The sequence below is a fragment of the Streptomyces sp. NPDC026301 genome (assembly GCF_055567935.1).
In genome coordinates this window covers 191969-217502 of the sequence record NZ_JBVHPN010000013.1, presented here as the reverse complement: position 1 = coordinate 217502, position 25534 = coordinate 191969, and the positions used below count along the sequence as shown (strand labels likewise).

24 protein-coding genes are annotated in these 25534 nt (G+C 71.6%); 11 read left to right on the top strand and 13 right to left on the bottom strand.

Annotation, left to right across the window (positions count from 1 at the left end; translation table 11 throughout):
• Positions 1–10: 10 nt before the first annotated feature.
• Positions 11–1108, bottom strand: a complete 1098-nt coding sequence (locus ACZ4MH_RS23835) for a M4 family metallopeptidase (protein WP_351589361.1) — start codon at positions 1106–1108, stop codon at positions 11–13.
• 300 nt (positions 1109–1408) lie between these two features.
• On the opposite strand from ACZ4MH_RS23835, the gene leuA reads away from it, so the two are divergent.
• The 5 genes from leuA (at position 1409) to ACZ4MH_RS23810 (ending at position 6349) form a co-directional block, all read left to right on the top strand.
• Positions 1409–3184 (top strand): 2-isopropylmalate synthase, encoded by a 1776-nt coding sequence (gene leuA / locus ACZ4MH_RS23830; protein ID WP_351589359.1) that lies wholly within the window; start codon positions 1409–1411, stop codon positions 3182–3184.
• A 260-nt stretch (positions 3185–3444) separates the two neighbouring features.
• Complete coding sequence (locus ACZ4MH_RS23825) at positions 3445–4137, top strand: TerB family tellurite resistance protein (protein ID WP_351589485.1); 693 nt, start codon at positions 3445–3447, stop codon at positions 4135–4137.
• 301 nt (positions 4138–4438) lie between these two features.
• Positions 4439–4654, top strand: a complete 216-nt coding sequence (locus tag ACZ4MH_RS23820) for a hypothetical protein (protein ID WP_351589357.1) — start codon at positions 4439–4441, stop codon at positions 4652–4654.
• A 76-nt stretch (positions 4655–4730) separates the two neighbouring features.
• Positions 4731–5477, top strand: coding sequence for a DNA repair protein RecO (gene recO / locus ACZ4MH_RS23815; RefSeq protein ID WP_351589354.1), 747 nt, complete (start codon positions 4731–4733; stop codon positions 5475–5477).
• Between the two features lie 41 nt (positions 5478–5518).
• Positions 5519–6349, top strand: coding sequence for an isoprenyl transferase (locus ACZ4MH_RS23810; protein WP_351589351.1), 831 nt, complete (start codon positions 5519–5521; stop codon positions 6347–6349).
• A 68-nt stretch (positions 6350–6417) separates the two neighbouring features.
• Here ACZ4MH_RS23810 and ACZ4MH_RS23805 read toward each other — a convergent pair whose 3' ends face one another.
• The 4 genes from ACZ4MH_RS23805 to ACZ4MH_RS23790 all read right to left on the bottom strand — a co-directional run bounded on the left by ACZ4MH_RS23805 (position 6418) and on the right by ACZ4MH_RS23790 (position 9599).
• Positions 6418–6843, bottom strand: a complete 426-nt coding sequence (locus tag ACZ4MH_RS23805; RefSeq protein ID WP_351589348.1) for a Fur family transcriptional regulator — start codon at positions 6841–6843, stop codon at positions 6418–6420.
• Between the two features lie 83 nt (positions 6844–6926).
• Positions 6927–7826 carry a metal ABC transporter permease gene (locus ACZ4MH_RS23800; protein ID WP_351589345.1) on the bottom strand — a complete coding sequence of 300 codons (900 nt, stop codon included), beginning with the start codon at positions 7824–7826 and terminating at the stop codon, positions 6927–6929.
• 1 nt (position 7827) lies between these two features.
• On the bottom strand, positions 7828–8610 hold the full coding sequence (locus tag ACZ4MH_RS23795) for a metal ABC transporter ATP-binding protein (protein ID WP_351589343.1): 783 nt from the start codon (positions 8608–8610) through the stop codon (positions 7828–7830).
• A 14-nt stretch (positions 8611–8624) separates the two neighbouring features.
• Positions 8625–9599, bottom strand: a complete 975-nt coding sequence (locus tag ACZ4MH_RS23790; RefSeq protein ID WP_351589341.1) for a metal ABC transporter substrate-binding protein — start codon at positions 9597–9599, stop codon at positions 8625–8627.
• A gap of 200 nt (positions 9600–9799) precedes the next feature.
• On the opposite strand from ACZ4MH_RS23790, the gene ACZ4MH_RS23785 reads away from it, so the two are divergent.
• A complete protein-coding gene (locus ACZ4MH_RS23785; protein WP_351589338.1) occupies positions 9800–11182 on the top strand; it encodes a glycine--tRNA ligase in 1383 nt (460 codons plus the stop codon).
• Between the two features lie 122 nt (positions 11183–11304).
• On the opposite strand, the gene ACZ4MH_RS23780 is transcribed toward ACZ4MH_RS23785, so the two are convergent.
• The 3 genes from ACZ4MH_RS23780 to ACZ4MH_RS23770 form a co-directional block, all read right to left on the bottom strand.
• A complete protein-coding gene (locus ACZ4MH_RS23780) occupies positions 11305–11892 on the bottom strand; it encodes a TetR family transcriptional regulator (protein ID WP_351589335.1) in 588 nt (195 codons plus the stop codon).
• Between the two features lie 89 nt (positions 11893–11981).
• On the bottom strand, positions 11982–12986 hold the full coding sequence (locus ACZ4MH_RS23775; protein WP_351589332.1) for an aldo/keto reductase: 1005 nt from the start codon (positions 12984–12986) through the stop codon (positions 11982–11984).
• Between the two features lie 110 nt (positions 12987–13096).
• Positions 13097–14584, bottom strand: coding sequence for an MFS transporter (locus ACZ4MH_RS23770; protein ID WP_467754668.1), 1488 nt, complete (start codon positions 14582–14584; stop codon positions 13097–13099).
• A gap of 100 nt (positions 14585–14684) precedes the next feature.
• Between ACZ4MH_RS23770 and ACZ4MH_RS23765 the strand changes: the two genes are divergently transcribed.
• Positions 14685–15587 (top strand): helix-turn-helix transcriptional regulator, encoded by a 903-nt coding sequence (locus tag ACZ4MH_RS23765; protein WP_351589329.1) that lies wholly within the window; start codon positions 14685–14687, stop codon positions 15585–15587.
• On the opposite strand, the gene ACZ4MH_RS23760 is transcribed toward ACZ4MH_RS23765, so the two are convergent.
• A complete protein-coding gene (locus ACZ4MH_RS23760; RefSeq protein ID WP_351589326.1) occupies positions 15584–17059 on the bottom strand; it encodes an MFS transporter in 1476 nt (491 codons plus the stop codon). The two genes, ACZ4MH_RS23765 and ACZ4MH_RS23760, sit on opposite strands and share 4 nt — an antisense overlap.
• A gap of 138 nt (positions 17060–17197) precedes the next feature.
• Here ACZ4MH_RS23760 and dusB point away from each other — a divergent pair, with 138 nt between their 5' ends.
• A complete protein-coding gene (dusB, locus tag ACZ4MH_RS23755; protein WP_351589323.1) occupies positions 17198–18337 on the top strand; it encodes a tRNA dihydrouridine synthase DusB in 1140 nt (379 codons plus the stop codon).
• Between the two features lie 25 nt (positions 18338–18362).
• Here dusB and ACZ4MH_RS23750 read toward each other — a convergent pair whose 3' ends face one another.
• Complete coding sequence (locus ACZ4MH_RS23750; protein ID WP_351589320.1) at positions 18363–19490, bottom strand: MBL fold metallo-hydrolase; 1128 nt, start codon at positions 19488–19490, stop codon at positions 18363–18365.
• A gap of 33 nt (positions 19491–19523) precedes the next feature.
• The gene (locus tag ACZ4MH_RS23745) at positions 19524–21035 is read right to left on the bottom strand and encodes an APC family permease (protein ID WP_351589317.1); all 1512 of its coding nucleotides are present in this window, start codon (positions 21033–21035) and stop codon (positions 19524–19526) included.
• Positions 21036–21270: 235 nt separating this feature from the next.
• Between ACZ4MH_RS23745 and ACZ4MH_RS23740 the strand changes: the two genes are divergently transcribed.
• Positions 21271–21843, top strand: coding sequence for a MarR family winged helix-turn-helix transcriptional regulator (locus tag ACZ4MH_RS23740; RefSeq protein ID WP_351589314.1), 573 nt, complete (start codon positions 21271–21273; stop codon positions 21841–21843).
• Positions 21844–21856: 13 nt separating this feature from the next.
• Here the strand turns inward: ACZ4MH_RS23740 and ACZ4MH_RS23735 are convergent, their stop codons facing one another.
• On the bottom strand, positions 21857–22621 hold the full coding sequence (locus ACZ4MH_RS23735) for a gamma-glutamyl-gamma-aminobutyrate hydrolase family protein (protein ID WP_351589311.1): 765 nt from the start codon (positions 22619–22621) through the stop codon (positions 21857–21859).
• 41 nt (positions 22622–22662) lie between these two features.
• Complete coding sequence (locus ACZ4MH_RS23730) at positions 22663–24180, bottom strand: aldehyde dehydrogenase (RefSeq protein ID WP_351589309.1); 1518 nt, start codon at positions 24178–24180, stop codon at positions 22663–22665.
• A gap of 52 nt (positions 24181–24232) precedes the next feature.
• Here ACZ4MH_RS23730 and ACZ4MH_RS23725 point away from each other — a divergent pair, with 52 nt between their 5' ends.
• Both ACZ4MH_RS23725 and ACZ4MH_RS23720 read left to right on the top strand, forming a co-directional pair.
• Positions 24233–24751 (top strand): GntR family transcriptional regulator, encoded by a 519-nt coding sequence (locus tag ACZ4MH_RS23725; protein WP_351589479.1) that lies wholly within the window; start codon positions 24233–24235, stop codon positions 24749–24751.
• The gene (locus ACZ4MH_RS23720; RefSeq protein ID WP_351589307.1) at positions 24748–25527 is read left to right on the top strand and encodes a GntR family transcriptional regulator; all 780 of its coding nucleotides are present in this window, start codon (positions 24748–24750) and stop codon (positions 25525–25527) included. Before ACZ4MH_RS23725 ends, ACZ4MH_RS23720 begins: the two co-directional genes overlap by 4 nt.
• Positions 25528–25534 lie beyond the last annotated feature (7 nt).

The following is a 25534-nucleotide window of genomic DNA, read 5'->3' as shown; positions in this document are numbered from 1 at the left end:
CCGCCGCCGGTCAATGACCCTGGTTGTTGGTGACGCCCACCTGGGACCACGCCTTCAGCAGCGCCTGGTGCTCCTCGCCCTGGTCGCCGTAGCGGGCCTTGGCCGCGTCGATCGTCAGCCTGGCGAAGTCCGCGAACTGGGCGTCCTTGGCGAGCTCGCCGCCCGTCAGCACGTCGTACCAGACCTGCCCGGCCCGCTCCCACGCGTTGCCGCCCAGGGCGACCGCCGCGAGGTAGAAGGCGTGGTTGGGGATGCCGGAGTTGATGTGCACCCCGCCGTTGTCCTGCGAGGTCTGCACATACCCGTCCATCGTGGCGGGCTGCGGGTCCTTGCCGAGCACGTCGTCGTCGTACGCCGTGCCGGGCGCCTTCATCGAGCGCAGCGCGGTCCCCTTGTCGACCTCCGGGCCGAGCAGCCCGTCGCCGATCAGCCAGTCCGCCTGCTCGGCGCTCTGCTTGAGGGAGTACTGCTTGATCAGCGAGCCGAAGACGTCCGAGACGGACTCGTTCAGCGCGCCGGACTGGCCGAGGTACTCCAGGTTGGCGGTGTACTGGGTGACGCCGTGGGTCAGTTCGTGCCCGATGACGTCCAGGGCGGTGGTGAAGTCCAGGAACAGCTCGCCGTCGCCGTCCCCGAAGACCATCCGCTCGCCGTCCCAGAAGGCGTTGTCGTACTCCCTGCCGTAGTGGACCGTGGCGTCCAGCGGGAGGCCCATGCCGTCGATGGAGTGCCGGGCGTAGACCTTGAAGTACAGCTCGAACGTGGCGCCGAGGCCGGCGAAGGCACGGTTGACCGAGGCGTCCTGGCCCGCCGGGTCGGCCTCGCCGCGGACCTTGGTGCCGGGCAGGGTTTCGGTGTGTTCCGCGTCATAGATCGTGCGCTGCGGCTTCTCGCTGCCCGCCCGGGCTTCGGCGGGCGCGGTGAAGCCGCGGACGGTGGAGATGCGGCGGCGGGTGCGCTGCAGGGCGTCGTGCTCGAGGGTGCGGCGCGCGCGGCCGGAGATCGTGGAGTTCTCGGCACGGGAGAGATGGTCGAGGAGGTGCGGCGGGACAATCCCGCAGAAGACCTGGCCGACAGCATGACTCTGGTTCGAGGAAGTGGCGTCCATGGGGCGAGCGTGGCACCGCGTGCAGGCTCTGTCACGACCCGCTACCGAGATTCCCGCGAATGTGTGCTTGGTCGCGAAACGGTCACAACGGAACTTCGGTCCCGCATACTGATACGGGACATCCGAGTGCCACGGGTCTCCGCTAGGGTGCAGAGCATCATGCGTTTCGGGCTGCTTCTCCTTAGCTGCCGCGGCGAGGGCCTGTAGTCGTAGGCCGACCCCCTCCCCGCGGAGTTCGGTGTTGCCGTGACAGCGCCCCGTCGGTCGTCCCAACCGGACATACGAGGAGCCCTACGCATCATGTCGAAGTCTGAGCAGTCCGAGAACGCCATCGGCCGCCCGACCCCCATCACCGCCGCTTCCGTCCAGCAGAAGCCGTCCGGGATGCCGGTCCACAAGTACGGCCGTTACGAAGCGGTGTACATCCCCGACCGCACGTGGCCGGACCAGCGCATCACCAAGGCCCCTCGCTGGCTCTCGACCGACCTGCGCGACGGCAATCAGGCGCTGATCGACCCCATGTCGCCCGCCCGCAAGCGCGAGATGTTCGACCTGCTGGTCAAGATGGGCTACAAGGAGATCGAGGTCGGCTTCCCCTCCTCCGGTGAGACCGACTTCAACTTCGTACGCTCGATCATCGAAGAGGGCGCGATCCCCGAGGACGTGACGATCTCCGTCCTGACCCAGGCCCGCGAAGAGCTGATCGAGCGCACCATCGAGTCGCTGCGCGGCGCGCACCGGGCGACGGTGCACCTGTACAACGCCACGGCGCCCACCTTCCGCCGGGTCGTCTTCCGCGGCTCCAAGGAGCAGGTCAAGCAGATCGCCGTGGACGGCACGCGGCTGGTCATGGAGTACGCCGAGAAGATCCTGGGCGACGAGACGATCTTCGGCTACCAGTACAGCCCCGAGATCTTCACCGACACCGAGCTGGACTTCGCCCTGGAGGTCTGCGAGGCGGTCATGGACGTCTGGCAGCCCGAGGAGGGCCGCGAGATCATCCTGAACCTGCCCGCCACGGTCGAGCGCTCCACGCCGAGCACGCACGCGGACCGCTTCGAGTGGATGTCGCGCAAGCTGTCGCGCCGCGAGTACGTCTGCCTGTCCGTCCACCCGCACAACGACCGCGGCACCGCCGTCGCCGCCGCCGAGCTGGCGGTCATGGCCGGCGCCGACCGCGTCGAGGGCTGCCTGTTCGGGCAGGGCGAGCGCACCGGCAACGTCGACCTGGTCACCCTGGGCATGAACCTGTTCTCGCAGGGTGTCGACCCGATGATCGACTTCTCGCAGATCGACGAGATCCGTCGCACCAGCGAGTACTGCAACCAGATGGAGATCCACCCGCGCCACCCCTACGCGGGCGATCTGGTCTACACCGCCTTCTCCGGCTCCCACCAGGACGCCATCAAGAAGGGCTTCGACGCGCGGGAGGCCGACGCGGCCGCCGCGGGCAAGAGCGCGGAGGAGATCGAGTGGGCGGTGCCGTACCTGCCCATCGACCCCAAGGACGTCGGCCGCTCCTACGAGGCCGTGATCCGGGTCAACTCCCAGTCCGGCAAGGGCGGCATCTCCTACGTCCTGAAGAACGACCACAAGCTGGACCTGCCGCGCCGCATGCAGATCGAGTTCTCCCGGACCATCCAGGAGAAGACCGACTCCGAGGGCGGCGAGGTCACCCCGGCGGACATCTGGTCCACCTTCCAGGACGAGTACCTGCCCACCCCCGAGAACGCGTGGGGCCGCATCTCGCTGCGCTCCGCGCAGACCTCCACGACGAGCGAGGGCACGGACGCGCTGACCGTCGAGGCCGTCGTCGACGGCCAGGACACGGTCCTGACGGGCACCGGCAACGGCCCGCTGGCCGCCTTCTTCGACGCGCTGCACGCCATCGACGTCGACGTCCGGCTGCTGGACTACGTCGAGCACACGATGAGCGAGGGCGCCGGGGCGCAGGCCGCCGCGTACATCGAATGTGCCATCGGCGACAAGGTCCTGTGGGGCGTCGGCATCGACGCGAACATCGTCCGCGCCTCGATCAAGGCCGTCGTCTCCGCCGTCAACCGCGCGAGCCGCTGACACCCGGACGGAGGTGGGTGGTAAACCCGCTGGCCGGGTACGGGAACGTACCCACGGGCCGGTTCGCCGCCCCCGCCTGACGCCCGCGCAAGGCCCCGCCCCTCGTCAAAAAGAGGGGCGGGGCCTTCCGTCTTGTCCGGTACGACATGCTGACGCGGCGTCTCGGATGTGGCTAACATCACGTCAGCGCGGCAGCGTTGCCGATGGGGGCACCTCCCGCGCCCTTGAGGCGCAGGGGGAGTTACGGAGGTCTGGACGTGATGCACAAGCTGGGCATGGTGGGCGTGCGCACGTCATGGCGCACTCTCGCCGACGGCGAGTTCTTCTGCCCCGAGTGCGGTGGCGACCGTAACTACCGCCGTCGTACGGGCAGGCGCCGGCTGACCGTGCTCGGCCTCCCGGTCCTCCCGCGCGGCACGGCGGGCCCCGTCCTGGAATGTTCCTCCTGTACGGGCCACTTCGGCCTGGACGCCCTGGACCACCCGACCACGACCCGCTTCTCGGCGATGCTCCGCGACGCCGTGCACACGGTGACGCTCGCCCTGCTGGCCGCGGGCGGCACGGCCTCCCGCACGGTCCGCGAGCAGGCGGTCGCGGCGGTACGGGCCGCCGGCTTCACCGAGTGCACGGAGGAGCAGCTGCTCTCCCTGCTGGCCGCGCTCGCCGCGGACACGGGCCGGCTCCCGGGCACGTACCACGACGGGCGGGACGGCCTCGACCCGTGCGGCACGGCGCTCGCGATAGAGCTCCACGAAGCGCTGGAGCCGCTCGCGCCCCACCTCGCGCCGGCCGGGCGCGAATCGCTGCTGCTGCAGGGCGCGCGCATCGCGCTGGCGGACGGCCCCTACACGGGTCCCGAGCGCGAGGTCCTCACGACGGTGGGCACGGCGCTGTCGCTCGACGCGCAGGACACGGACCGGCTCCTCGCCGCCGCCGCGCGCACGCCTTCTTAGGGCCGCCGCGCAGCGAAATGCCGCGCACCGCGCAGCAAATCCTCGTACGCGCGGGCGAAAGTGCCGCTCGTTTTCGGTTCGGTCGCCGGCCCAACTCCCTTGCCTCGCGCCGCACTTGACGCGCGTACGCCGCTGTCGATTTTAGGTCGGCAGGCGTGCGTCAAGGATGTGAACAGCGAAAATCTCCCGGCGGAAAACTCCGTGCCGGGAAGGTGGGGCGTGCGGTCGGCGCGGAAAGCAGTGCCCGCGAAAGGCCGCGGACCAGTGCCGAATTCGAGGCGAAGGAAGCGAGCGAGGAACGATGAGCGCCGCGGTGGGTTCGTACGTCGTGGACACGCGGACGGGCAGAGTCGGAATGGTGATGGGGAGCGAGGGGCCGTATCTGCAGCTGCGGCCGGTGGGCGGCGGGCGGGAGTGGGACTGCGCGCCCGAGGCCGTGCGGATCGCGACGGCGAGTGAGCGGCTGAGCGCGGCCACGGCGTACGTGAACGCCCGCAGCCGCGGCGAGGTGGGCTGAGCGCGGCCGACAGGGACAACGGGGGAGCAACGGGGGACCGTCCCCGTGCGGCACGGCCGTACGGGACAATGGCTTCATGAGTCTGTTCCGTGATGACGGTGTCGTGCTGCGCACCCAGAAGCTGGGTGAGGCGGACCGGATCATCACGCTGCTGACCCGCGGACACGGCCGGGTACGGGCCGTGGCCCGCGGCGTCCGGCGCACGAAGTCGAAGTTCGGCGCGCGGCTGGAGCCGTTCTCGCACGTGGACGTGCAGTTCTTCGCGCGCGGCGGCGAGCTGATCGGGCGCGGACTGCCGCTGTGCACACAGAGCGAGACGATCGCCGCGTACGGTGGCGGCATCGTCCGCGACTACGACCGGTACACCGCGGGGACCGCGATGCTGGAGACGGCGGAGCGGTTCACCGACCACGAGGGCGAGCCGGCGGTGCAGCAGTACCTCCTCCTCGTGGGCGGGCTGCGGACGCTCGCCTCCGGGGAGCACGCCGCGCATCTCGTCCTGGACGCCTTTCTGCTGCGCTCGCTCGCGGTGAACGGCTACGCACCGAGTTTTGACGACTGCGCCCGGTGCGGAATGCCCGGTCCCAACCGGTTCTTCTCGGTCGGCGCGGGCGGAGTGATATGCGGGGAGTGCCGCGTGCCCGGAAGCGTCGTACCCTCCTCGGAGTCGATCGCGCTGCTCAGCGCGTTGCTGACGGGGGACTGGCAGACGGCCGACGCGGCCGAGGCCCGGCACGTCCGGGAGGGCAGCGGGCTGGTCGCGGCGTATCTGCAGTGGCACCTGGAGCGAGGACTGCGCTCGCTCCGCTACGTAGAGAAGTAACCACCCAAGAGCTGAACCAAGAGCTAGGAGACGTGGCACGCATGGCACGACGTGGGATTCTGGGCCGTTCGCGGCGGGAGTACCAGGCGCCGGAGCCGCACCCGTCCGGTGCGCGGCCGCCGAAGATCCCCGGTGAGCTGGTCCCCGAGCACGTGGCCATCGTGATGGACGGCAACGGGCGCTGGGCGAAGGAGCGCGGGCTGCCGCGCACCGAGGGGCACAAGGTCGGCGCCGAGCAGGTGCTGGACGTGCTGCAGGGCGCGATCGAGATGGGCGTGCAGGCCATCTCGCTGTACGCCTTCTCCACCGAGAATTGGAAGCGGTCGCCGGACGAGGTGCGCTTCCTGATGAACTTCAACCGCGACTTCATCCGCAAGACCCGCGACCAGCTCGACGCGCTCGGCATCCGGGTCCGCTGGGTGGGCCGGATGCCCAAGCTGTGGCGTTCCGTGGCCAAGGAGCTCCAGGTCGCGCAGGAGCAGACGCAGGACAACGACAAGCTGACGCTGTACTTCTGCATGAACTACGGCGGCCGCGCGGAGATCGCGGACGCGGCGCAGGCGCTGGCCGAGGACGTGAAGGCGGGCCGCCTGGACCCGTCGAAGGTGAACGAGAAGACCTTCGCGAAGTACCTGTACTACCCGGACATGCCGGACGTGGACATGTTCCTGCGGCCCTCCGGTGAGCAGCGCACGTCGAACTACCTGATCTGGCAGAGCGCGTACGCCGAGATGGTCTTCCAGGACGTGCTGTGGCCGGACTTCGACCGGCGGAACCTGTGGGACGCGTGCATGTCGTACGCCAAGCGCGACCGGCGCTTCGGCGGTGCCCAGCCGAACGAGGTCCCGGAGACGCCCGCCCAGCAGTCCTGAGCGGACACAGAAGGGCCCGGCAGCCGCCTGCGCGGCCGGACCGGGCCCTTCGTCGTTTCTCCGGCGTCCTAGGACGCCTGCGCGGCCTTCACGCAGTCCCCGCACGTGCCGAAGATCTCGATCGTGTGCGCGACGTCACGGAACCCGTGCTCCGCGGCGATCTGATCGGCCCACTTCTCCACCGCCGGACCCTCGACCTCCACGGCCTTGCCGCAGGTGCGGCAGACCAGGTGGTGATGGTGGTCCTCGGTGCTGCACCGGCGGTAGACGGCCTCGCCCTCGCTGGTGCGCAGCACGTCCACCTCGCCGGCGTCGGCCAGCGACTGGAGCGTGCGGTAGACCGTGGTGAGCCCCACCGAGTCGCCCCGGTGCTTGAGCATGTCGTGCAGGTCCTGCGCGCTGCGGAACTCGTCGACCTCGTCGAGCGCCGCGGCCACGGCGGCCCGCTGCCGCGTCGACCGGCCGCGCACCGGAGATCCCGCGCTCGTCGCCACCGTTGCCTCCCTAGGCGTAGAACATCCCCCTGCGGAACGTCCGGCCATTGTGCCAGGTGATGACCGGAACCCGGCTGGGACGCTTACACCCGCACGCCGACGTCGTCGGCGGGGGGGCGTGCTCCCGGCACCTCCAGGGTGCACCCCTGCTCGTCCCGTACGGCGGCTCGCGCGCGTTTTTTCGCCAGCGGAGCGGCGATCAGCGAGAAGACGGCGAAGACCGCGATGGCCAGCAGCACGATGCTCGCACCCGGCGGCACGTCCACGTAGAACGACACGGCCGTACCGGAGAGCGTGACGATCACGCCGATCGCCACCGAGATCGCGAGGGTCGCGGCGAAGCCGCGGGTGGCCTGCTGGGCGGCCGCGACCGGCACCACGAGCAGCGCGCTGACCAGCAGCAGGCCGACGGCGCGCATGGCGACCGTGACCGTGACGGCGGCGGTGACCGCGAGCAGCAGGTTCAGTACGCGGACGGGCAGGCCGGTGACGCGGGCGAACTCCTCGTCCTGGCAGATCGCGAAGAGCTGGCGGCGCAGCCCGAGCGTGATCACCAGCACGAAGGCGGCCAGGATCGCGGTGACCGTGACGTCCTCGGGGGAAACGCTGGTGATGGAGCCGAAGAGGTAGCTGGTGAGGTTGGCGGTGGAGCCGCCGGGCGCGAGGTTGATGATCAGTACGCCGCCGGCCATGCCGCCGTAGAAGAGCATGGCGAGCGCGATGTCGCCGCGGGTCTTGCCGTACGACCGGACCAGCTCCATGATCACCGCGCCGACGGTGGCGACCAGTACGGCCATCCACACCGGCGAGGTGTTGAGCAGGACGCCGAGCGCGACACCGGTCAGCGCGACGTGCCCGATGCCGTCGCCCATGATCGCCTGGCGGCGCTGCACGAGATAGATGCCGACGGCGGGCGCGGTGATGCCGACCAGGGCGGCGGCGATCAGCGCCCGCTGCATGAAGGCGTAGGTGAGGATGTCCATCTCAGGTCAGCAGTCCTGTCCGGACGGGCTCGTGGGCCGCGTCCGCGTGCGGGTGTACGTGGTCGTGGCCGGGCAGCGCGTGCTGGCCGACCGCCTCCGGGGGCGGCCCGTCGTGGACGACGCAGCCGTCCCGCAGCACCACCGCACGGTCGATGAGCGGCTCCAGCGGGCCCAGCTCATGCAGGACCAGGAGGACCGTGGCGCCGGCCTCGACCTGGGCGCGCAGCGTCGCCGCCAGCACCTCCTGGCTGGCGAGGTCCACGCCGGCCATCGGCTCGTCCATGATCAGCAGTTCGGGCTCGGCGACCAGCGCGCGGGCTATCAGGACCCGCTGGTGCTGGCCGCCGGAGAGCGCGCCGACCGAGTCCTTCGCGCGGTCGGCCATGCGGACCTGTTCCAGCGCGGTCATGACGGCCGCGCGGTCGGCCCTGCCCGGCCACTTCAGCTTCGTACGGGCCAGCCGGCCCGCCGCCACGACCTCGCGGACCGTGGCGGGCACCCCGCCGGCCGCGGTGGTGCGCTGCGGTACGTACCCGATGCGCGCCCAGTCCTTGAAGCGGCGCGCGGGCGTGCCGAACAGCTCCAGCTCGCCGGAGCTGAGCGGAACCTGGCCGACCACCGCGCGGACGGCCGTGGACTTGCCGGAGCCGTTCGCGCCGAGCAGCGCGACGACCTCGCCGCGCCGCACGGTCAGGTCGACGCCGCGCAGCACGGGGCGGGCGCCCAGCGCCGCGCTCGCGCCGCGCAATGACACGACAGCCGCGGCCTCGTCCGTACTGCTCATGGCAGCTCCTTCGGTCACTTGGCGCCCAGTGCCTTCTGCAGCGCCTTGAGGTTGGACTCCATGACGGAGAGGTAGTCGTCGCCGCGGGACTTCTTGGTGATGCCCTCGATGGGGTCGAGCACGTCCGTCTTGGCGTGCACGTCCTTGGCCAGCGTCTTGGCCATGTCGGGGCTGGTCAGCGTCTCGAAGAAGACGGTGTGCACGTCGTGCTTCTTCGCCAGCGCCTGGAGGTCCTTCACGCGGCTGCCGCTGACGTCGGTGGCCTCCGGGTCCAGGCCGCTGATGGCCTCCTCGGTGAGGCCGTAGCGCTCGGCGAGGTAGCCGAAGGCGGCGTGGGTGGTGATGAAGGTGTCCGACTTACGGTTCTTCAGCCCGTCCTTGTACTCCTGGTTCAGCTTGTCCAGCTGCTTCACCAGCGCGTCGGTGTTCTTCTCGTAGTCGGCCTTGTGCTTCGGGTCGGCCGCGGCGAGGGTCTTCCCGACGCCCTTGGCGGCCTCGGCGTACTTCACGGGGTCCAGCCAGATGTGCGGGTCGAGCCCGGACTCGTCACCGTGGTCGTGACCGCCCTCGGCGTGCTCCTCGTGCCCGTGGTCGTGGCCGCCGACCTCGCTGCCGTGCTGTTCGAGAGTGGTGAAGGAGGCGGCGTCGGCGGTGTGCTGCACGCCGGACTGCTTGACGGCCTCGTCCACGGCCGGCTGGACGCCCTTGAGGTAGACGATGGCGTCGGACTCGCCGAGCTGGGCGGTCTGCTTCGGGCTGAGCTCCAGGTCGTGCGGCTCGGTGCCGGGGGCGGTGAGGCCGGTCACCGAGACGTGGCTGCCGCCGATCTTCTCGGCGAGGAACTGCATCGGGTAGAAGGACGCCGTCACGGCGAGCTTGCCGTCCTCCTTGCCCGTCGCACCGGAGGTGGAGCAGGCGGAGACGGCGAGAAGGCCCAGGACGGCGGAGCCGGCGAGGGCCGCGGTGGATATCCGACGGCGTACGTTCATGACACTCATTTTCAACAAAGCTGGAAACGATTGTCAACAAACCAGGTGAGAGGGGGACAGGGGCGGGAACCGATTTGATCCGGGGGGTACGGCCGCCGGTACCCTGAACCATTCGCCCGACCGTCTCCCGACCACCACCCGCTCGGGGCGCCAGGGCGCCGCTCCTATCCATCGTTCGTCGTCGCAATGAAGAGAGCACCGTGGCCGCCGACAAGATCGACACCATCGTCAGCCTGAGCAAGCGCCGTGGCTTCGTATACCCGTGCAGTGAGATCTACGGCGGCCAGCGCGCCGCCTGGGACTACGGTCCCCTCGGTGTGGAGCTCAAGGAGAACATCAAGCGTCAGTGGTGGCGCAACATGGTCACCTCGCGCGACGACGTGGTCGGTCTCGACTCGTCGGTCATCCTGGCCTCGGAGGTCTGGGTGGCCTCCGGTCACGTCGCCACCTTCACGGACCCGCTGACCGAGTGCACCTCGTGCCACAAGCGGTTCCGCGCGGACCACCTGGAAGAGGCGTACGAGGCCAAGCACGGCCACCTGCCCGCCAACGGCATGGCCGACATCAACTGCCCGCACTGCGGCAACAAGGGCGGCTTCACGGAGCCCAAGCAGTTCTCCGGCCTGCTCTCCACGCACCTCGGCCCGACCCAGGACTCCGGCTCGGTCGCGTACCTCCGCCCCGAGACCGCCCAGGGCATCTTCACCAACTTCGCCCAGGTCCAGCAGACCTCGCGCAAGAAGCCCCCGTTCGGCATCGCCCAGATGGGCAAGTCGTTCCGGAACGAGATCACGCCGGGCAACTTCATCTTCCGCACCCGCGAGTTCGAGCAGATGGAGATGGAGTTCTTCGTCAAGCCGGGCGAGGACGAGCAGTGGCACGAGTACTGGATGGAGCAGCGCTGGAACTGGTACCGCGACCTCGGTATCCGCGAGGAGAACATCCGGTGGTACGACCACCCCAAGGAGAAGCTCTCCCACTACTCCAAGCGCACCGCTGACATCGAGTACCGCTTCCAGTTCGGCGGCTCGGAGTGGGGCGAGCTGGAGGGTGTCGCGAACCGCACGGACTACGACCTCTCCTCGCACTCCAAGGCGTCCGGCCAGGACCTGTCGTACTTCGACCAGGAGGCCGGCGAGCGCTGGACTCCGTACGTCATCGAGCCCGCGGCCGGTGTCGGCCGGGCGATGCTCGCCTTCATGCTCGACGCGTACATCGAGGACGAGGCGCCCAACGCCAAGGGCAAGATGGAGAAGCGCACGGTCATGCGCCTCGACCCGCGCCTGTCGCCGGTCAAGGTCGCCGTCCTGCCGCTGTCCCGGAACCCGCAGCTGTCCCCGAAGGCCAAGGGCCTCGCGGCGGACCTGCGCAAGAACTGGAACATCGAGTTCGACGACGCGGGCGCGATCGGCCGCCGCTACCGCCGCCAGGACGAGATCGGCACGCCGTTCTGCGTCACGGTCGACTTCGACACCCTCGACGACAACGCCGTGACCGTGCGCGAGCGCGACACGATGAAGCAGGAGCGGGTGTCGCTGGACCAGATCCAGTCGTACCTGGGTGGGCGTCTGCTGGGCTGCTGACGCAGCGGTTTTACCGGCCGGTCCCTGCTTGCTGCGGGGGCCGGCCGGTTCGCGTCTGTGTGGTGGCGGTCGGTGGCCGGGTGCGGCGCCGTTCTGGTTGCTCGCGCAGTTCCCCGCGCCCCTTACGGGGCGCGGAGGCCGTCCAGTACCAGGGTGAGGACGGCCCTGTACTCCCGCTCGATCTCGGGGGCGGACCACTCCGCCGCGTGGGCGGGGTTGTGGAAGCGGGTCGTGGCGTCGAAGACCGCGCGGGCCGTCGGTTCCGGATCGGTGGGCGCGAAGGCGCCCTGCGCGATGCCGTCCGCGACGATCCGCGTGAGCTGCCCCACCAGCTCGGCGACGTGCGCGTCCACGACCTTCGCCGTCTCGGACGTCAGCACCATGTAGGTGCCGAAGAGCTCGGGATCGTCGCCCGCCTTGCGCCGCTTCGCCGCGAAGAGGGTGTCGAGCCACCGCGTCAGCCGGTCGGCGGCGGGGCCTTCGGTGTCCGCCGCGATGTCCGCGAGCACCCCGGTCGTACGCTCCAGCCAGCGCCCCGTGACCGCCTCGCGCAGCGCCGCCTTGGTCGGGAAGTGGCGGTAGACGCTGCCGTGGCTGACGCCCAGTGCCCGCGCCACGTCCACCACCGTGGCCTTGGCCTGGCCGTGCCGGCGGAGTACCTCCTCGGTGGCCTCGAGGATGCGTTCGCGGGTCAGCGGCTCAGACGGCATGGGGAGTTCGGGCCTTCCGTGATCGGGAGCGGCGGGTGGGGCGCCGTGCTACGGACCGTATCCGACGCCCCGCCCGCCGCCGAGCGGGGTCAGCGCTCGCTGTCCAGGTCGGCCATGGCAGCCGCGGGGTAGCGGTCGCCCGCGGCCGCGCCGGCCGGCACCGCCTGCTCGATCGCCGCCAGGTCGGCGGGGGCCAGCGTGACGTCCAGGGCGCCGAGCGCCTCGGTCAGCCGCTCGCGGGTGCGGGCGCCGATCAGCGGGACGATGTCCTCGCCCTGGGCCAGCACCCAGGCGATCGCGGTCTGGGCGACCGAGACGCCCTGCTGCTCGGCGATCTTCCGCAGCGCGTCGACCAGGCCGAGGTTGTGGTCGAGGTTGGCGCCCTGGAAGCGCGGGCTGAAGCTGCGGAAGTCGTTCGCGGCCAGCTCCCGGTCGCGGGAGAAGTGCCCGCTGATCAGGCCGCGGGAGAGGACCCCGTACGCGGTGATCCCGATGCCCAGCTCGCGCGCGGTGGGCAGGACGTTCGCCTCGATGCCGCGCGAGATGAGCGAGTACTCGATCTGGAGGTCGGAGATCGGGGCCGTGGCGGCGGCCCGGCGCAGCGTCTCCGCGCCCACCTCGGACAGGCCGATGTGGCGCACGTGCCCGGCCTCGACCAGCTCGGCGATCGCGCCGACGGTCTCCTCGATCGGTACGTCGGGGTCGAGGCGGGCGATGCGGTAGACGTCGATGTGGTCGAGGCCGAGCCGCTGGAGGGAGTAAGCGGCGAAGTTCTTCACCGCCTCCGGCCGTCCGTCGTAGCCGTTGAACGCGCCCTCGACCGTCCGCAGGGCGCCGAACTTCACGCTGGTCAGGGCCTTTTCGCGGGCGGCCGCCGGAGCGGTGCGGAGCGCTTCGTTGATGAGCAGTTCGTTGTGGCCCATGCCGTAGAAGTCGCCGGTGTCCAGGAGCGTGACGCCGGCGTCCAGCGCGGCGTGGATCGTGGCGAGGGACTCGGCGCGGTCGGTGTCCCCGTAGAGCGCGGACATGCCCATGCAGCCGAGGCCGAGGGCGGAGGTGTGCGGGCCGGTGGTGCCAAGGGTGCGAGTCTGCATGTCCTTCACCGTGCCATGACAGCTGACAGAATTCAATATCTGTTACTTGTTAACTGTTATCTGCGAGTCGTCAGCCGTCATGGTGGGGCGTTCCGGGGCGCGGGACGGGGTCAGTTCAGGGACCGCGGCAGGCGGCGGGAGAGGGCCGCCATCGCCAGCAGGCCCGCGAACTGGACGGCGAAGGCGATGAGCAGGGCGTTCCGGACGCCGGCCGACGGGACCAGGCCCAGGTACACCGAGCCGATCGTCGCGACCCCGAGGGCCAGGCAGGTCTGCTGGGCGGTGACCGAGAGGCCGCTGCCCGCGCCCGCCCGCTCCGGCGGTACGGAGGCCAGCATCACCCGGAAGTACGTCGGGAGCTGGAAGCCCTGGCCGGCGCCGATCACGGCCATGCCGGGGGCGAGCGTCAGCGGGCTCAGGTGCGGCCAGCCGGCCAGGACGGTGCCGGCGAGCAGGGCCAGCCCCACGGCGTGGATCAGCGCGCCGGCCGTCAGGACCCGGCTGCCGAGGCGGGGGACGAGCCGCGGCCCGTACAGCGAACCGGCCAGGAAGGCCACGCTCATCGGGACCACCGCGGCCCCCGCCACCAGCGGCGACAGCCGCAGCCCCTGCTGGAGTGCGACCGCCACCACGAACATGAAGCCGCCGAAGCCCGCGAAGAGCGGCACGGCGACGGCCAGGCCGCGCCGGACGCCCGGCTCGCGCAGCAGGGAGGGCGGCAGCAGCGGGGCGCCGCCGGTGCGCTCGGCCCGCCGCTCGACCACGTAGAACGCCCAGGCCAGCAGGGGTGCGGCGGCCAGCAGTAGCCAGGACCACAGCGGACCGCCGGCCGCCCGGCCCTCGGTCAGCGGCAGCAGCAGCGCGACCAGGGCGAGCGCGAAGAGGACGGTGCCGGCCCGGTCGCCGCGGGACGGCCGCGCCGCCCGGCTGTCCGGTACCGAGAACCGGCCCAGCAGCAGGATGGCCGCCACCACCGGCACGTTCACCAGGAAGATCGCGCGCCAGCCGGTGCCCAGCAGGTCGGCGGAGACCAGCAGCCCGCCGAGCAGCTGCCCGGCCACCCCGGCGACACCGCCCGTCGCGCCGTACAGGCCGAGCGCCCGGCCGCGCCGCGCGCCGGACGTCGTGGCGTGGATGGTGGCCAGCACCTGCGGCAGCATCACCGCGGACGCGGCGCCCTGCGCGGCCCGCGCCGCCACCAGCGACCAGGCGTCCGGCGCCAGGCCGCAGGCCAGCGAGGTCACGCCGAAGGCGGCCGCGCCCCACAGGAACAGCCGCCGCCGGCCGTAGGTGTCGCCGAGCCGGCCGCCGAGGACGAGCAGCACGGCGTACGCCATGGCGTAGGCCGCCGCGACCATCTCCAGGACGGCGGGCCCGGCCCGCAGGTCGCGCTCGATGGACGGCAGGGCGACGTTCACGATGAAGAAGTCGGTCATGGGCAGCGCGGCGCCCAGGAGGAGGGTGGCCAGGCCGAGTGCGGTCAGGCGGGCGGCCGGGGCGGCGGGGGCGGCCGCTGAAGGTCCGGCGCCGCGGCCTTCCGGAGCCGGCGTCTCCGGCGTCGTCGTGGGAGTCGTCTGAGGTGTCGTCGTGGTGCTCACACTCCGACGATCCGGCAGCGCCCAGCCGGGTACCAGAGTGTGCTCATCCTGGTACCGGCACTACCTGGCAACCGGCTCGGCGGTGCGCCACCCTGGAAGCATGACCGTCACGGAACTCCCCGCGCCCGCCCGCGACGCCGCCCGGGTCCGCCGGCACGAGCTGGCCGCGTTCCTGCGCAGCCGCCGCGAACGCATCCCGCCGGAGCGGGTCGGTCTGCCGCGCGGCGCCCGCCGGCGCACCCCCGGGCTGCGCCGCGAGGAGGTCGCCCAGCTCGCTGCGGTCGGGGTCACTTGGTACACCTGGCTCGAACAGGCCCGGGACATCCACGTCTCGGCGCAGGTACTGGACGCGGTCGCGCGGGCGCTGCTCTTCGACGCCAGCGAGCGCGCGCACCTCTTCGCGCTCGCCGACGCGGTCGACCCGGCGCCCGGCGGCGAGTGCGCGGTGGTCTCGCCGGAGCTGCGGCAGGTGCTGGCGCAGCTGGAGCCGTTCCCGGCCTGCGTACAGAACCGGCGGTACGACATCCTCGCGTACAACCGCACGTACGGGCGGCTGCTGACCGACCTCGACGCGCTGGAGCCGCAGGACCGCAACTGCCTGTGGCTGACCTTCACACACCCGGAGTGGCGGGCCGCCGTGCCCGACCTGGAGAAGACGCTGGGGCAGATGACGGCCCGCTTCCGGGCCGCGATGGCCGAGCACGTCGCGGAGCCCGCCTGGAAGGCGCTGCTCAAGCGGCTGCAGCGGGCCTCGCCGGAGTTCCGGGAGCTCTGGGACCGGCACGAGGTGCTGTGTGCCAGGGCGAAGACCAAGACCTTCGACAACCCGGAGGTCGGGCTGGTGCGGGTGGCCAACACCCCGCTGTACGTCGGCGCGCGCGAGGGCATCCGGGTGACGGTGTACTCCCCGCAGGACGAGGCGTCGCGGCAGCGGCTGGAACGGCTGCGGGAGCTGGCGGTGGCGGCGGAAGCCGCGGGGACAGCGGAGGCCGTCGCGAGTTAGGGCTCCCGGTGGCTGGGCTCCTGGCGGCTCCCGGCCGCTCGGCCGTCCGCCGGGACTTCCTCCAGCTGGTGGGCCGCGCGGCGGGCCGTTTCGCGGGCCCAGCGGCCGCTGGTGAGGGCGCCGACGAGGAGGACGGCCAGGCCGCAGCCGGTGATGATCCACCAGGCCGGGCGGCCGGCGGCGGCGAACCGGTCGTCGGAGGCGGCAGCCCCGGCGCCGCTCGCCAGCACCGCGCCGATCACGGCCACACCCAGCGACTGGCCCACCTGGCGGCTGGTGGAGGCCACCGCGGCGGCGACCCCGGCCTGCGCGCGCGGCATCCCGGACACGGCAGTGTTGGTGATCGGCGCGTTGACCAGCCCGAAGCCGATGCCGAAGAGCACGTAACCGGTGAAGAGCAGCGGTGTACTGGTCTCCGCCTCGAAGCCGGCGAAGAGGACGCCGCTGATCGACATGCCCGTACCGGCCAGCAGCAGCGGCAGCCGTGGCCCGCGGGCGCCGACCAGCCGCCCGGACAGCGGCGCGAAGATCAGCGTCATCACCGCCATCGGCAGCATGTACAGGCCCGCTCCGAGCGCCGAGAGGCCGCGGATGTCCTGGAGGTAGAGCGTGTTGACGAAGAGGAAGCCGCCGAGCGCGGCGAACGCGCTCACGGCGATGACCGTGGCGCCGCTGAAGGGCGCGCTGCGGAAGAAGCGCAGCTCGATCAGCGGCTCGGTGCGCCGTCGCTCGTAGCCGATCAGCCCGGCGAGGGACAGTACGGCCAGCGCGACGCAGCCCGTGATCAGCGGCGAGCTCCAGCCCGCCTCGGGCGCCTCGATGATCGCGTACGTCAGCGAGCCGAGCAGCAGGACGACCAGGACCTGGCCCACGGGGTCCACGCGGCGCGGGTGGGGCGCGCGGGAGTGCGGGACGTAGCGGATGGTCAGGAAGAGCGCGAGCAGCCCGATGGGTACGTTGATCCAGAAGATCGCCCGCCAGTCGACGGCCTCCACGAGCAGCCCGCCGACCACCGGACCCGCGGCCATGCTCAGGCCGACCACACCGCCCCACACGCCGATCGCGCGGGCCCGTTCGCGCGGCTCGGTGAAGGTGTTGGTGATGATCGACATGGCGACGGGGTTGAGCATCGAGCCGCCCACCGCCTGGACCATCCGGAACGCCACCAGCCACGGCAGGCTCGGCGCGAGGCTGCACAGCAGCGAGCCGAGGGTGAAGACGATCAGGCCGGTCTGGAAGACCCGGCGGCGGCCGAGCCGGTCCGCCGTGGAGCCGGCCAGCATCAGCAGCGACGCCAGGACCAGGGTGTAGGCGTCGATGGTCCACTGCATACCGGACACGGAGGCGTCCAGGTCGCGGCGGAGGGACGGCAGGGCGACGTTGAGGACGGTGTTGTCCAGGCTGACGATCAGCAGGCTCATGCAGCAGATCGCCAGCACCAGCATCCGTCGCCGGTGGGTGAGCTCGGGCATGATTGAACGTTACAACGATTATCTGTGTGGGGGTCTGTGGCGGGCGGCCGCCCGGTCCCTGTACAGGTGCCCCGTCGCGTGCGGGACAATGGGAGGCCGCACCCGTCCCATGTACCCCGTCGAAGGAACCCGCTTCAGATGTCCTCGCTGCAGATCGGCCCGCACAGTGTGCAGCCCCCGGTGGTCCTCGCGCCGATGGCCGGGATCACCAACGCGCCCTTCCGGACCCTGTGCCGGGAGTTCTCGGGCGGCAAGGGTCTCTTCGTCAGCGAGATGATCACCACGCGGGCGCTGGTCGAGCGCAACGAGAAGACCATGCAGCTGATCCACTTCGACGCGACCGAGAAGCCGCGCTCGATCCAGCTGTACGGGGTCGACCCGGACACCGTCGGCAAGGCCGTCCGCATGATCGCGGACGAGGACCTGGCCGACCACATCGACCTGAACTTCGGCTGCCCGGTCCCGAAGGTGACCCGCAAGGGCGGCGGCTCGGCCCTCCCGTACAAGCGCCACCTGCTGCGTTCGATCCTGCGCGAGGCGGTCGGCAACGCCGGCTCGCTGCCCGTCACGATCAAGATGCGCAAGGGCATCGACGACGACCACATCACCTACCTCGACGCCGGGCGGATCGCGGTCGAGGAGGGCGTCACCGCCGTCGCGCTGCACGGCCGCACCGCCGCCCAGCACTACGGCGGCACCGCCGACTGGGAGGCCATCGCGCGCCTGAAGGAGCACGTCGGCGCCGTCAGCGACATCCCGGTGCTCGGCAACGGCGACATCTGGTCCGCCGAGGACGCGCTCCGGATGATGCGCGAGACCGGCTGCGACGGCGTGGTCGTCGGCCGCGGCTGCCTCGGCCGCCCCTGGCTCTTCGGCGACCTGGTCGCCGCCTTCGAGGGCCGCGAGGAGGACTACGCGCGGCCGACCATGAAGGAGGTCGCCGAGGTCATGGTCCGGCACGCCACCCTGCTCGGCGAGTGGCTGGGCGACGAGGCGCGCGGCGTGATCGACTTCCGCAAGCACGTCGCCTGGTACACGAAGGGCTTCGCGGTCGGCTCGGAGATGCGCCGCAAGCTCGCCGTCTCCTCCTCCCTCGCCGAACTCGCCGACCACCTCGCCGAGCTGGACCTCGACCAGCCGTGGCCGGCCGGCGCCGACGGCCCGCGCGGCCGCACCTCGGGCCGCAACAAGGTCGTCCTCCCGGACGGCTGGCTGGACGACCCGTACGACTGCGCGGGCGTGAGCGCGGACGCGGAGCTGGACACGTCGGGCGGCTGACCGCGCCCCGGCCTCCGCGGTCCGGTCATCGCCTCCGCAGCGGGATCTGCTGGAGGTCCTCGCCCGCGATGACCCGGCCCGAGAAGCCCTTGCCCGCGCGGCGGCGCCACTCCGCCGAGGAGACGTCCTTCGGGTCGGACGGGCAGATGTGGCTCAGGGCGAGGGTGTCGACGCCCGCGGCCTCGGCGATCGGGCCGACCTCCGTGACGTCCGTGTGCGACTGCAACATGTGATCCAGGTAGGCGGGCGGCAGTCCGGCGGCGCGGTAGAAGTCCGCGTCCATCACCTCGTGCACGAGGAGGTCGGCGCCCCGGGCGAGCCGTACGACGTTGTCGTGCCTGACCGTGTCGCCGGAGAAGACCACCGACCCGTGCTCCGTGTCGAACCGGAAGGCGTACGACGGGAAGACCGGCCCGTGGTCCACCAGGATCGCGGTCACCCGGACCGTCCCGTCGTCCCTCACCTCGAACGGCTCCATGGGCGGCGCGGTCGGGCCCAGCGGGTGGGCGCCCGTGCCCTCCGGCAGCTCGATCTCATGGGTACGGATGATGTCCCGGACATCCGCGATGTCGGAGTCCCGGATGAAGATGTTGGTGCTGTACGCGAACGCCTCGATCTGCTTCTCGGTGAGCCGCTTCAGGCCCGGGGTGGGGTGGTGCGGCGCGACGACCGGCGGGTCGTCGTTGTCGAAGGCGGGCGGCAGCGCACCGGCCGGGCCCGGCCCGTACACGTCCACCGGCTTGGTGATCAGGTCGTCCTCGTCGTTGGAGAGCTGCGCGCCGAGCAGGAAGAAGTTGTAGTAGTCGGCGATGTGGTCGGCGTGCAGATGGGTCAGGAAGATCGACTCGAGGTCGGCGAGCTTCAGGCCGGCCAGGCCGTACTGCGTCACGGCCGACCGTCCGCAGTCGATCACGTACGTTCGACCGTCCACGACCAGCGCGCTGGCGATGCCGCGCCGCGTCGCCTCCGGGGGCGGGCCCGCCGCGGTACCGAGCAGGACGAGGCGGGGGCCGTCGAGCGGGCGGACGCGAGGCGCGGCGGACGCGGCGGGGGCGGCTCCCAGGGCGGCGGCGGTCCCGCCGGCGAGCGTGGCGGCGCCGGTGGCGGCGAGCAGGTGGCGGCGGGAGACGGGCTTCCGGGGCTTGTCGGGCATGGCAGCTCCTCGAAGGGGGATGCGGGGCGGTGATCAGGGCGTGTCGTCCGTGGCGCAGGTGCCGATCGCGGCGTACGCGGCGGGGCGCGCCGCGCGCAGGTAACGGGCCCAGGCGGCGCCCAGCACGGCGGCCACGAGGACCAGGCAGGGCAGGATCCAGCGGAGCGGATTGCCGGGGCCGACGCCGAGCTGGACCTGGAAGTTGGTGAGCGCGAGGTAGAAGATCACGGCGAGGGCCACGGCCGAGAGCCCGGGGGCGATCAGCCGCTGCCACGCGCCCTCGTCCGTACGGCTGCCGCCCCGCCCCTCGTCCGTACGGCTGCCGCCACGGCGCGCGAAGTAACAGATCACCGCCACCGACGTGACGAGCAGCAGCAGGATGACGCCCAGCGCCCCGAGGTTGGTGAGCCAGGTGAAGACGTCGTCCACCGGGTCGCGGCCTGCCAGCGCGAAGAGCGCGGTCACGGCCACCGTCACCGCGGTCTGCGCGAGCGAGCCGCGCGCCGGGGAGCCGTACCGGGGGTGCAGCGCGCCCAGCCCGCGCGGCAGCACGCCTTCGCGGCCGAGGGAACGTACGTAACGTGCCACCGCGTTGTGGAAGGAGAGCAGTGCGGCGATCAGGGAGGTGATCAGGAAGAGTTGGGCCAGGTCGGAGAAGAGCGGGCCGAGGCTGTCCGCGCCCAGCGCGAACATCATCTCGGGGCCGTGCGCGGCGGCGTAGCGCACCGCGTGCCCGTCCCCGGCGCCGCTGATCATCGCCCAGGCCGTGCCGGCGTAGAAGACGCCGATGAGCGCGACGGCGGTGTAGGTCGCGCGGCCGATCGTGCGTCGCGGGTCCTTGCACTCCTCGCCGTACAGCGCCGCCGATTCAAATCCCATGAAGGCGGCGAAGATGCAGCACAGGGCGACGCCGAGCGCGCCGTCGGTGGCCGCGTGCCAGGTGAGCGGGGTCAGCGAGACGCCCTGCGGGGCGTGCCCGAACTGCGCGATGTCGAAGACCAGCACGGTCCCGGACTCGATGACGATGAGCACGGCGAGGACCTTGGCGCCCACGTCGATCCGCCGGTAGCCCAGCGCTCCGACCAGCGCCGTAGCGGCCAGTACGAGGGCCCACCACGGCACGTCCAGACCGGTGCGGGCCTTCAGGAAGTCGGCGGTGGTGGCGCCGAAGAGCCCGGCGATGCCGACCTGCATCGCGTTGTAGGAGACCAGCGCGACGAAGGCGGCGGCGACGCCCGCGGTGCGGCCGATGCCGTGCGCCGCGTAGGCGTAAAAGGCGCCGGCGCCGGTGATGTGCCGGCTCATCGCCGCGTAGCCCGCGCTGAAGACCGCCAGCAGGACCGCGATCAGCAGGTAGAGCAGCGGGATGCCGAGGACGCCGGTGACGCCGAGGGACTGCGGGATGCCGCCGGCCGCGACGGTGAGCGGCGCCGAGGCGGCGATGATGAAGAAGACGATGCCGGGGACGCCGATGCGGGGCGACGGGGTCGCGGGCGGTGCCGCGCCCGACGGGCGGGCGGCGGGAGCGCGTGGGTCGATGGCCATGCCAGGCTCCTGGGGCGGGGATGATGGGGCACGAGCGCGCGGCGCGGGCGTACGGGCGAGCGGCGGGGGAGGCCGAGCTGGGCAGGCGGTGCTGGGCAGGCGATGTTGGGGAGGCCGCGATATCGTTTGAGCCCGTACGGATCGCGGTGCGGCAGATCGTACGACCACAAACGACACCCGGCAAGGGTCCGGGCGGGTTCGCAGGAAGGTGTGGGGAGATGCGGGAGAAGCCGTGGTGACCGGCCACCGTTCCATCGGGGACACGGAGAAGGCGGTACAGGCCAAGCTCGGTGAGACGCCCATCCGGCACGCGCAGATGGCCGCGGTGGGCAACATCTACCGGGCCGCCGCCGCGGTCCGGCAGCACTTCGAGAACTCGGTGCTGCGCGGCGCCGAGCTGACCTGGACCTCGTTCGTGGTGCTGTGGGTGGTGTGGATCTGGGGCGAGATGGAGACCCGGCGGGTCGCCGAGGAGGCCGGCATCTCCAAGGGCACGCTCACCGGCGTCGCCCGCACGCTCCAGGGGCGCGGCCTCATGGAGCGCAGCGGGCACCCGACCGACGGCCGGCTCGCGCTGCTCTCCCTCACCCCGGCGGGCGAGGAGCTGATGGCGGAGATCTTCCCGCAGTTCAACGCCGAGGAAGCGTTCGTCACCGACGACCTCAGCGACGCCGAGGCCCGCCAACTGGCCGACCTGCTGCGCCGGATCGTCGTCCGGGTCGAGACGGACGGCGAACAGCGCCGCCTGGATCTCCTGAACGGCGCGGAACCGCGCCCGCGGCGGAGCGGACGGCGGGCGCGCGGGTAACGGGGGCAACGCGCTACGAGGCGGCCGCCACCAGCGCGTCGAACAGCCCCTGCTGCGCCGGGTCCTTCGCCGCGGTGTCCTCCGGGTGCCACTGCACGGCGGCGAACCACCCCTTCCCGTCCGGCAGTTCCAGCGCCTCGACCGTCCCGTCGGCGGCCCGGCCGGTCACCGCGAGCCCGTCCCCGAGCCGGTCCACGCACTGGTGGTGGAAGCAGGACGCGTCGACCCGCTCCGTACCGGCCGCGCGGGCCACGGCCGACCCGCTCGTCAGCCGTACGGGATGCACGACGTGCCGGTGTTCCCGGTCCGGGCCTCCCATGTCCTGCCGCAGCGTGCCGCCCAGCGCGACGTTCACGGCCTGCAGCCCGCGGCAGACGGCGAGCGTGGGCAGCCCGGCCCCCAGCGCGTACCGGGCGACGGCCAGGTCGAACGCGTCCTGCTCCTCGTCCACGTCGTACACGCTCTCGTGCACGGCCGCCTCCGCCGCCGCGTACAGCCGCGGCGTCAGGTCCCCGCCACCCGGCAGCAGCACCCCGTCACAACGCGCCAGCCGGCCGGCGACCTCCGCCTCGTCCACCCGCCCCTCGGGCGCGTACGGATGCATCATGAACGGCTCACCACCGGCCCGCAGCACGGCATCGGCGAGCGCCCGCGCGGTCACCACCGCCTCATACCGCAGCGCGGACGTCGATGCGGAGAACCGCTGGGGCAGAGCGATCAGCGGCCGTACGCGGGGCCGTACGCGGGGACGTACGCCGGCGTGCGTGCGGATACTCACAACCGAATCCAATGAATCCAAGTGGTCTCGCGCTCGGGTGCTCACAACTGAATCCAAGTGGTCTTGAGCTCGGTGTACTTCTCCAGCGCATGCGCTGACTTGTCGCGGCCGTTGCCGGACTGCTTGTAGCCGCCGAAAGGCACGGTCAGGTCGCCCTCCTCGTAGCAGTTGACCCAGACCGTGCCGGCGCGCAGGGCGCGCGAGACGGTGTGCGCGGTGCTGAGATCGCCGGTCCACAGCCCCGCCGCCAGCCCGTACTCGGTGTCATTGGCCAGCGCCACCGCCTCCTCGACGCTGTCGAAGGTCAGCACGGAGAGCACCGGCCCGAAGACCTCCTCGCGGGCCACGGCCATGTCCGGGGTGACCCGGTCGAAGACGGTGGGCCGGAGGTACGTACCGCCGGGCACGGGCGCCGGATCGAGCGGCGCGCCACCGGTACGGAGCCGGGCGCCGGCCGCGCGGGCCGCGTCGATGTGCCCGCGTACGGCGTCCAGCCGGGCCGTGCCCGCCAGCGCGCCCATCTCGGTCGCCGGATCCAACGGATCACCGACCCGCAGCGCTTCGGCACGCGCGACCACCGCGTCCGTCACCCGCTCCGCGACCGAGGAGTGCACGAGCAGCCGGGACGGCGCGGTGCACATCTCGCCCTGGTTGAAGAAGATGCCCCAGGCGGCGGTGGCCGCGGCGGCGTCCAGGTCCGGGGCGTCGGGCAGCACGATGTTGGGGGACTTGCCGCCCAGCTCCAGCCAGACCCGCTTGAGGTTGGAGTCGGCGGCGTAGCGCAGGTAGTGGCGGCCGACGGCGGTGGAGCCGGTGAAGGCGAGCACGTCGACGTCCGGGTGCAGGCCGAGGGCGCGGCCGGCGGTCGGCCCGTCGCCCGCGACGACGTTCAGCACGCCGCCCGGCAGCCCGGCCTCCTCCATGGCCTCGTCGACGAGCCTGCCGAGGTACAGGGCGGAGAGCGGGGTCAGCTCGGAGGGCTTGAGCACGACGGTGCAGCCGGCGGCCAGCGCCGGGGCGATCTTCCAGGCGGCGAGCGTGAGCGGAAAGTTCCAGGGCACGACCGCACCGACCACACCGGCCGGCTCCCGCGTGACGAGCGCGAGCGCACCGGGATCGGTATGCGGCACTTCATCATGCAGCTTGTCGGCGAGCTGCCCGTACCACCGGAAAGTCCCGGCGACGGCCCGCAGTTCGATCCCGTACGACTCTGCGATCGGCTTGCCGTTCTCCAACGAGATCAGCGCCGCGACCTCGGAGCGGTGCTCTTCGACGAGATCGGCAATCCGCAGCAGGACACGCCCCCGGTCGGCGGGGGCGAGCCGCGGCCAGGGCCCGGAGTCGAACGCCCGGCGGGCCGCCGCCACCGCAAGATCGACCTCCTTCTCCCCGCCATCGGCGACGGTGGCGATCACCGAGCCGTCCCGAGGCGCGACCACCCCGAACACCGCCCCGCCCCCGTCCTCCTCCCGCCCCCCGATCCGATGCCGCCCCACCGGCACAAGCCGCCCGGCGACATGCACCCAGTCCTCGTAACTGCTGTCGAGCGTGGGCCCCATCGCGGCCTCCTTCTCTGGTGGTGGCGAGATCCGGCAAGAGCAAGAATATTGTTTGGGATCAAACAACATCTGTAAAGCCCTACGGGGATGGGGGCGCGGCGGGGCGTGGGAGGCCGCGGCCAAAGGGGGGCGGGGGACGCAGCGGGTCGTCCACGCCGGTGAAGTTCCCGCGCCGGCGGAGGTGGCGGAACTGCTCGGCGTGGCCGTCGGCGAACCGGTTGTCGTGCGCCGTCGCGTGATGCTTCTCGACGACCAGCCATGTGAGTTGACGGACACGTACTACCCGGCGGAGATCGCCCGTGGGACTGGGCTCGCCGGTACCGCGAAGATCCGCGGCGGCGCGGTGCGGTTGCTCGCCGACCTCGGTCACGTCGGCGCCCGGGTCCGTGAGGACGTGCTCGCCCGGATGCCGGACCGGGCGGAGCGCGAGGCCCTGCAGCTCCCACCGGACGAGCCGGTACTGCAACTGGTCCGCCTCACAGTGGACAGTACCGACCGCCCCATCCAGGCCGACGTGATGGTCATGCGGGCGCGGAGCGCCCGGCTGCGCTACGAGATCGGGATCGGATGACCGTGCCCAAGCCACTGCCCGACGACTGCGACCGACGGTCGCTTCACGAACGCATCGCCGCCGACCTGCGTGACGAGATCATGAGCGGCGACCTGGCGCCGGGGTCATCACTGCCGTCCACGGCGCAACTCAAGGAACGGTTCAGCGCGTCGAACGCCACCGTGCAGAAGGCCGTCGGTCTGCTGAAGGATGAGGGCCTGGTCGTCGGCCGGGCCGGTGCCGCTGTCTCCGTCCGTACGCATCGGCAGCACACGGTACGGCCTGCCGCTTACATGGCACCGGCGGCCCCTGGAGAGCCGTACCCCTGGGTGGCCGATGCGCCGAAGCCGGGAATACGGGCGCGGAGCGAGCTGCTCGACGTCTCGGAGGCCGTGCCGCCGGCCGACGTACGCGCCGCCCTCAACATCGCCGCGGATGACCGAGCGCTGCTGCGCCGGCAAGTACTCACGGTGGATGAAGAGCCCGTGGAACTGGTCGCCTCGTACTACCCGCTCGCGCTCGCGCGGGGCACGGCCCTCATGGAGCGCCGCAAGATCAAGGGCGGTACGCCTGCTCTCCTCGCCCACGAGGGACATCCGCCACGCCTCAGCGTGGACAGCGTCTCCGCACGGGTGCCGACGCAAGAGCAGTACACGCTCCTGCAGCTCCCCGGCAGTCTGCCGGTCCTCCGTACGCTGCGCACCGTGTACACCGACAGTGGCCTGCCCATCGAGGTCACCGTCATGGTCAAAGCCGGGCATCTGTACGAGCTGCGTTATGAGTTCACGCCGGAGTGATGGGCGC

Excerpts from the sequence above, each read along its gene's own strand:
- ACZ4MH_RS23780 (WP_351589335.1), bottom strand. The coding sequence starts at position 11,892 with ATGCCGTCTGAGCCGCTGACCCGCGAACGCATCCTCGAGGCCACCGAG.
- ACZ4MH_RS23820 (WP_351589357.1), top strand. The coding sequence starts at position 4,439 with ATGAGCGCCGCGGTGGGTTCGTACGTCGTGGACACGCGGACGGGCAGA.
- leuA (WP_351589359.1), top strand. The coding sequence starts at position 1,409 with ATGTCGAAGTCTGAGCAGTCCGAGAACGCCATCGGCCGCCCGACCCCC.
- ACZ4MH_RS23825 (WP_351589485.1), top strand. The coding sequence starts at position 3,445 with ATGCACAAGCTGGGCATGGTGGGCGTGCGCACGTCATGGCGCACTCTC.
- ACZ4MH_RS23750 (WP_351589320.1), bottom strand. The coding sequence starts at position 19,490 with ATGCCCGACAAGCCCCGGAAGCCCGTCTCCCGCCGCCACCTGCTCGCC.
- ACZ4MH_RS23835 (WP_351589361.1), bottom strand. The coding sequence starts at position 1,108 with ATGGACGCCACTTCCTCGAACCAGAGTCATGCTGTCGGCCAGGTCTTC.
- ACZ4MH_RS23765 (WP_351589329.1), top strand. The coding sequence starts at position 14,685 with ATGACCGTCACGGAACTCCCCGCGCCCGCCCGCGACGCCGCCCGGGTC.
- ACZ4MH_RS23800 (WP_351589345.1), bottom strand. The coding sequence starts at position 7,826 with ATGGACATCCTCACCTACGCCTTCATGCAGCGGGCGCTGATCGCCGCC.
- ACZ4MH_RS23790 (WP_351589341.1), bottom strand. The coding sequence starts at position 9,599 with ATGAACGTACGCCGTCGGATATCCACCGCGGCCCTCGCCGGCTCCGCC.
- ACZ4MH_RS23745 (WP_351589317.1), bottom strand. The coding sequence starts at position 21,035 with ATGGCCATCGACCCACGCGCTCCCGCCGCCCGCCCGTCGGGCGCGGCA.
- dusB (WP_351589323.1), top strand. The coding sequence starts at position 17,198 with ATGTCCTCGCTGCAGATCGGCCCGCACAGTGTGCAGCCCCCGGTGGTC.
- ACZ4MH_RS23795 (WP_351589343.1), bottom strand. The coding sequence starts at position 8,610 with ATGAGCAGTACGGACGAGGCCGCGGCTGTCGTGTCATTGCGCGGCGCG.
- ACZ4MH_RS23810 (WP_351589351.1), top strand. The coding sequence starts at position 5,519 with ATGGCACGACGTGGGATTCTGGGCCGTTCGCGGCGGGAGTACCAGGCG.
- ACZ4MH_RS23775 (WP_351589332.1), bottom strand. The coding sequence starts at position 12,986 with ATGCAGACTCGCACCCTTGGCACCACCGGCCCGCACACCTCCGCCCTC.
- recO (WP_351589354.1), top strand. The coding sequence starts at position 4,731 with ATGAGTCTGTTCCGTGATGACGGTGTCGTGCTGCGCACCCAGAAGCTG.
- ACZ4MH_RS23720 (WP_351589307.1), top strand. The coding sequence starts at position 24,748 with ATGACCGTGCCCAAGCCACTGCCCGACGACTGCGACCGACGGTCGCTT.
- ACZ4MH_RS23730 (WP_351589309.1), bottom strand. The coding sequence starts at position 24,180 with ATGGGGCCCACGCTCGACAGCAGTTACGAGGACTGGGTGCATGTCGCC.
- ACZ4MH_RS23760 (WP_351589326.1), bottom strand. The coding sequence starts at position 17,059 with ATGCCCGAGCTCACCCACCGGCGACGGATGCTGGTGCTGGCGATCTGC.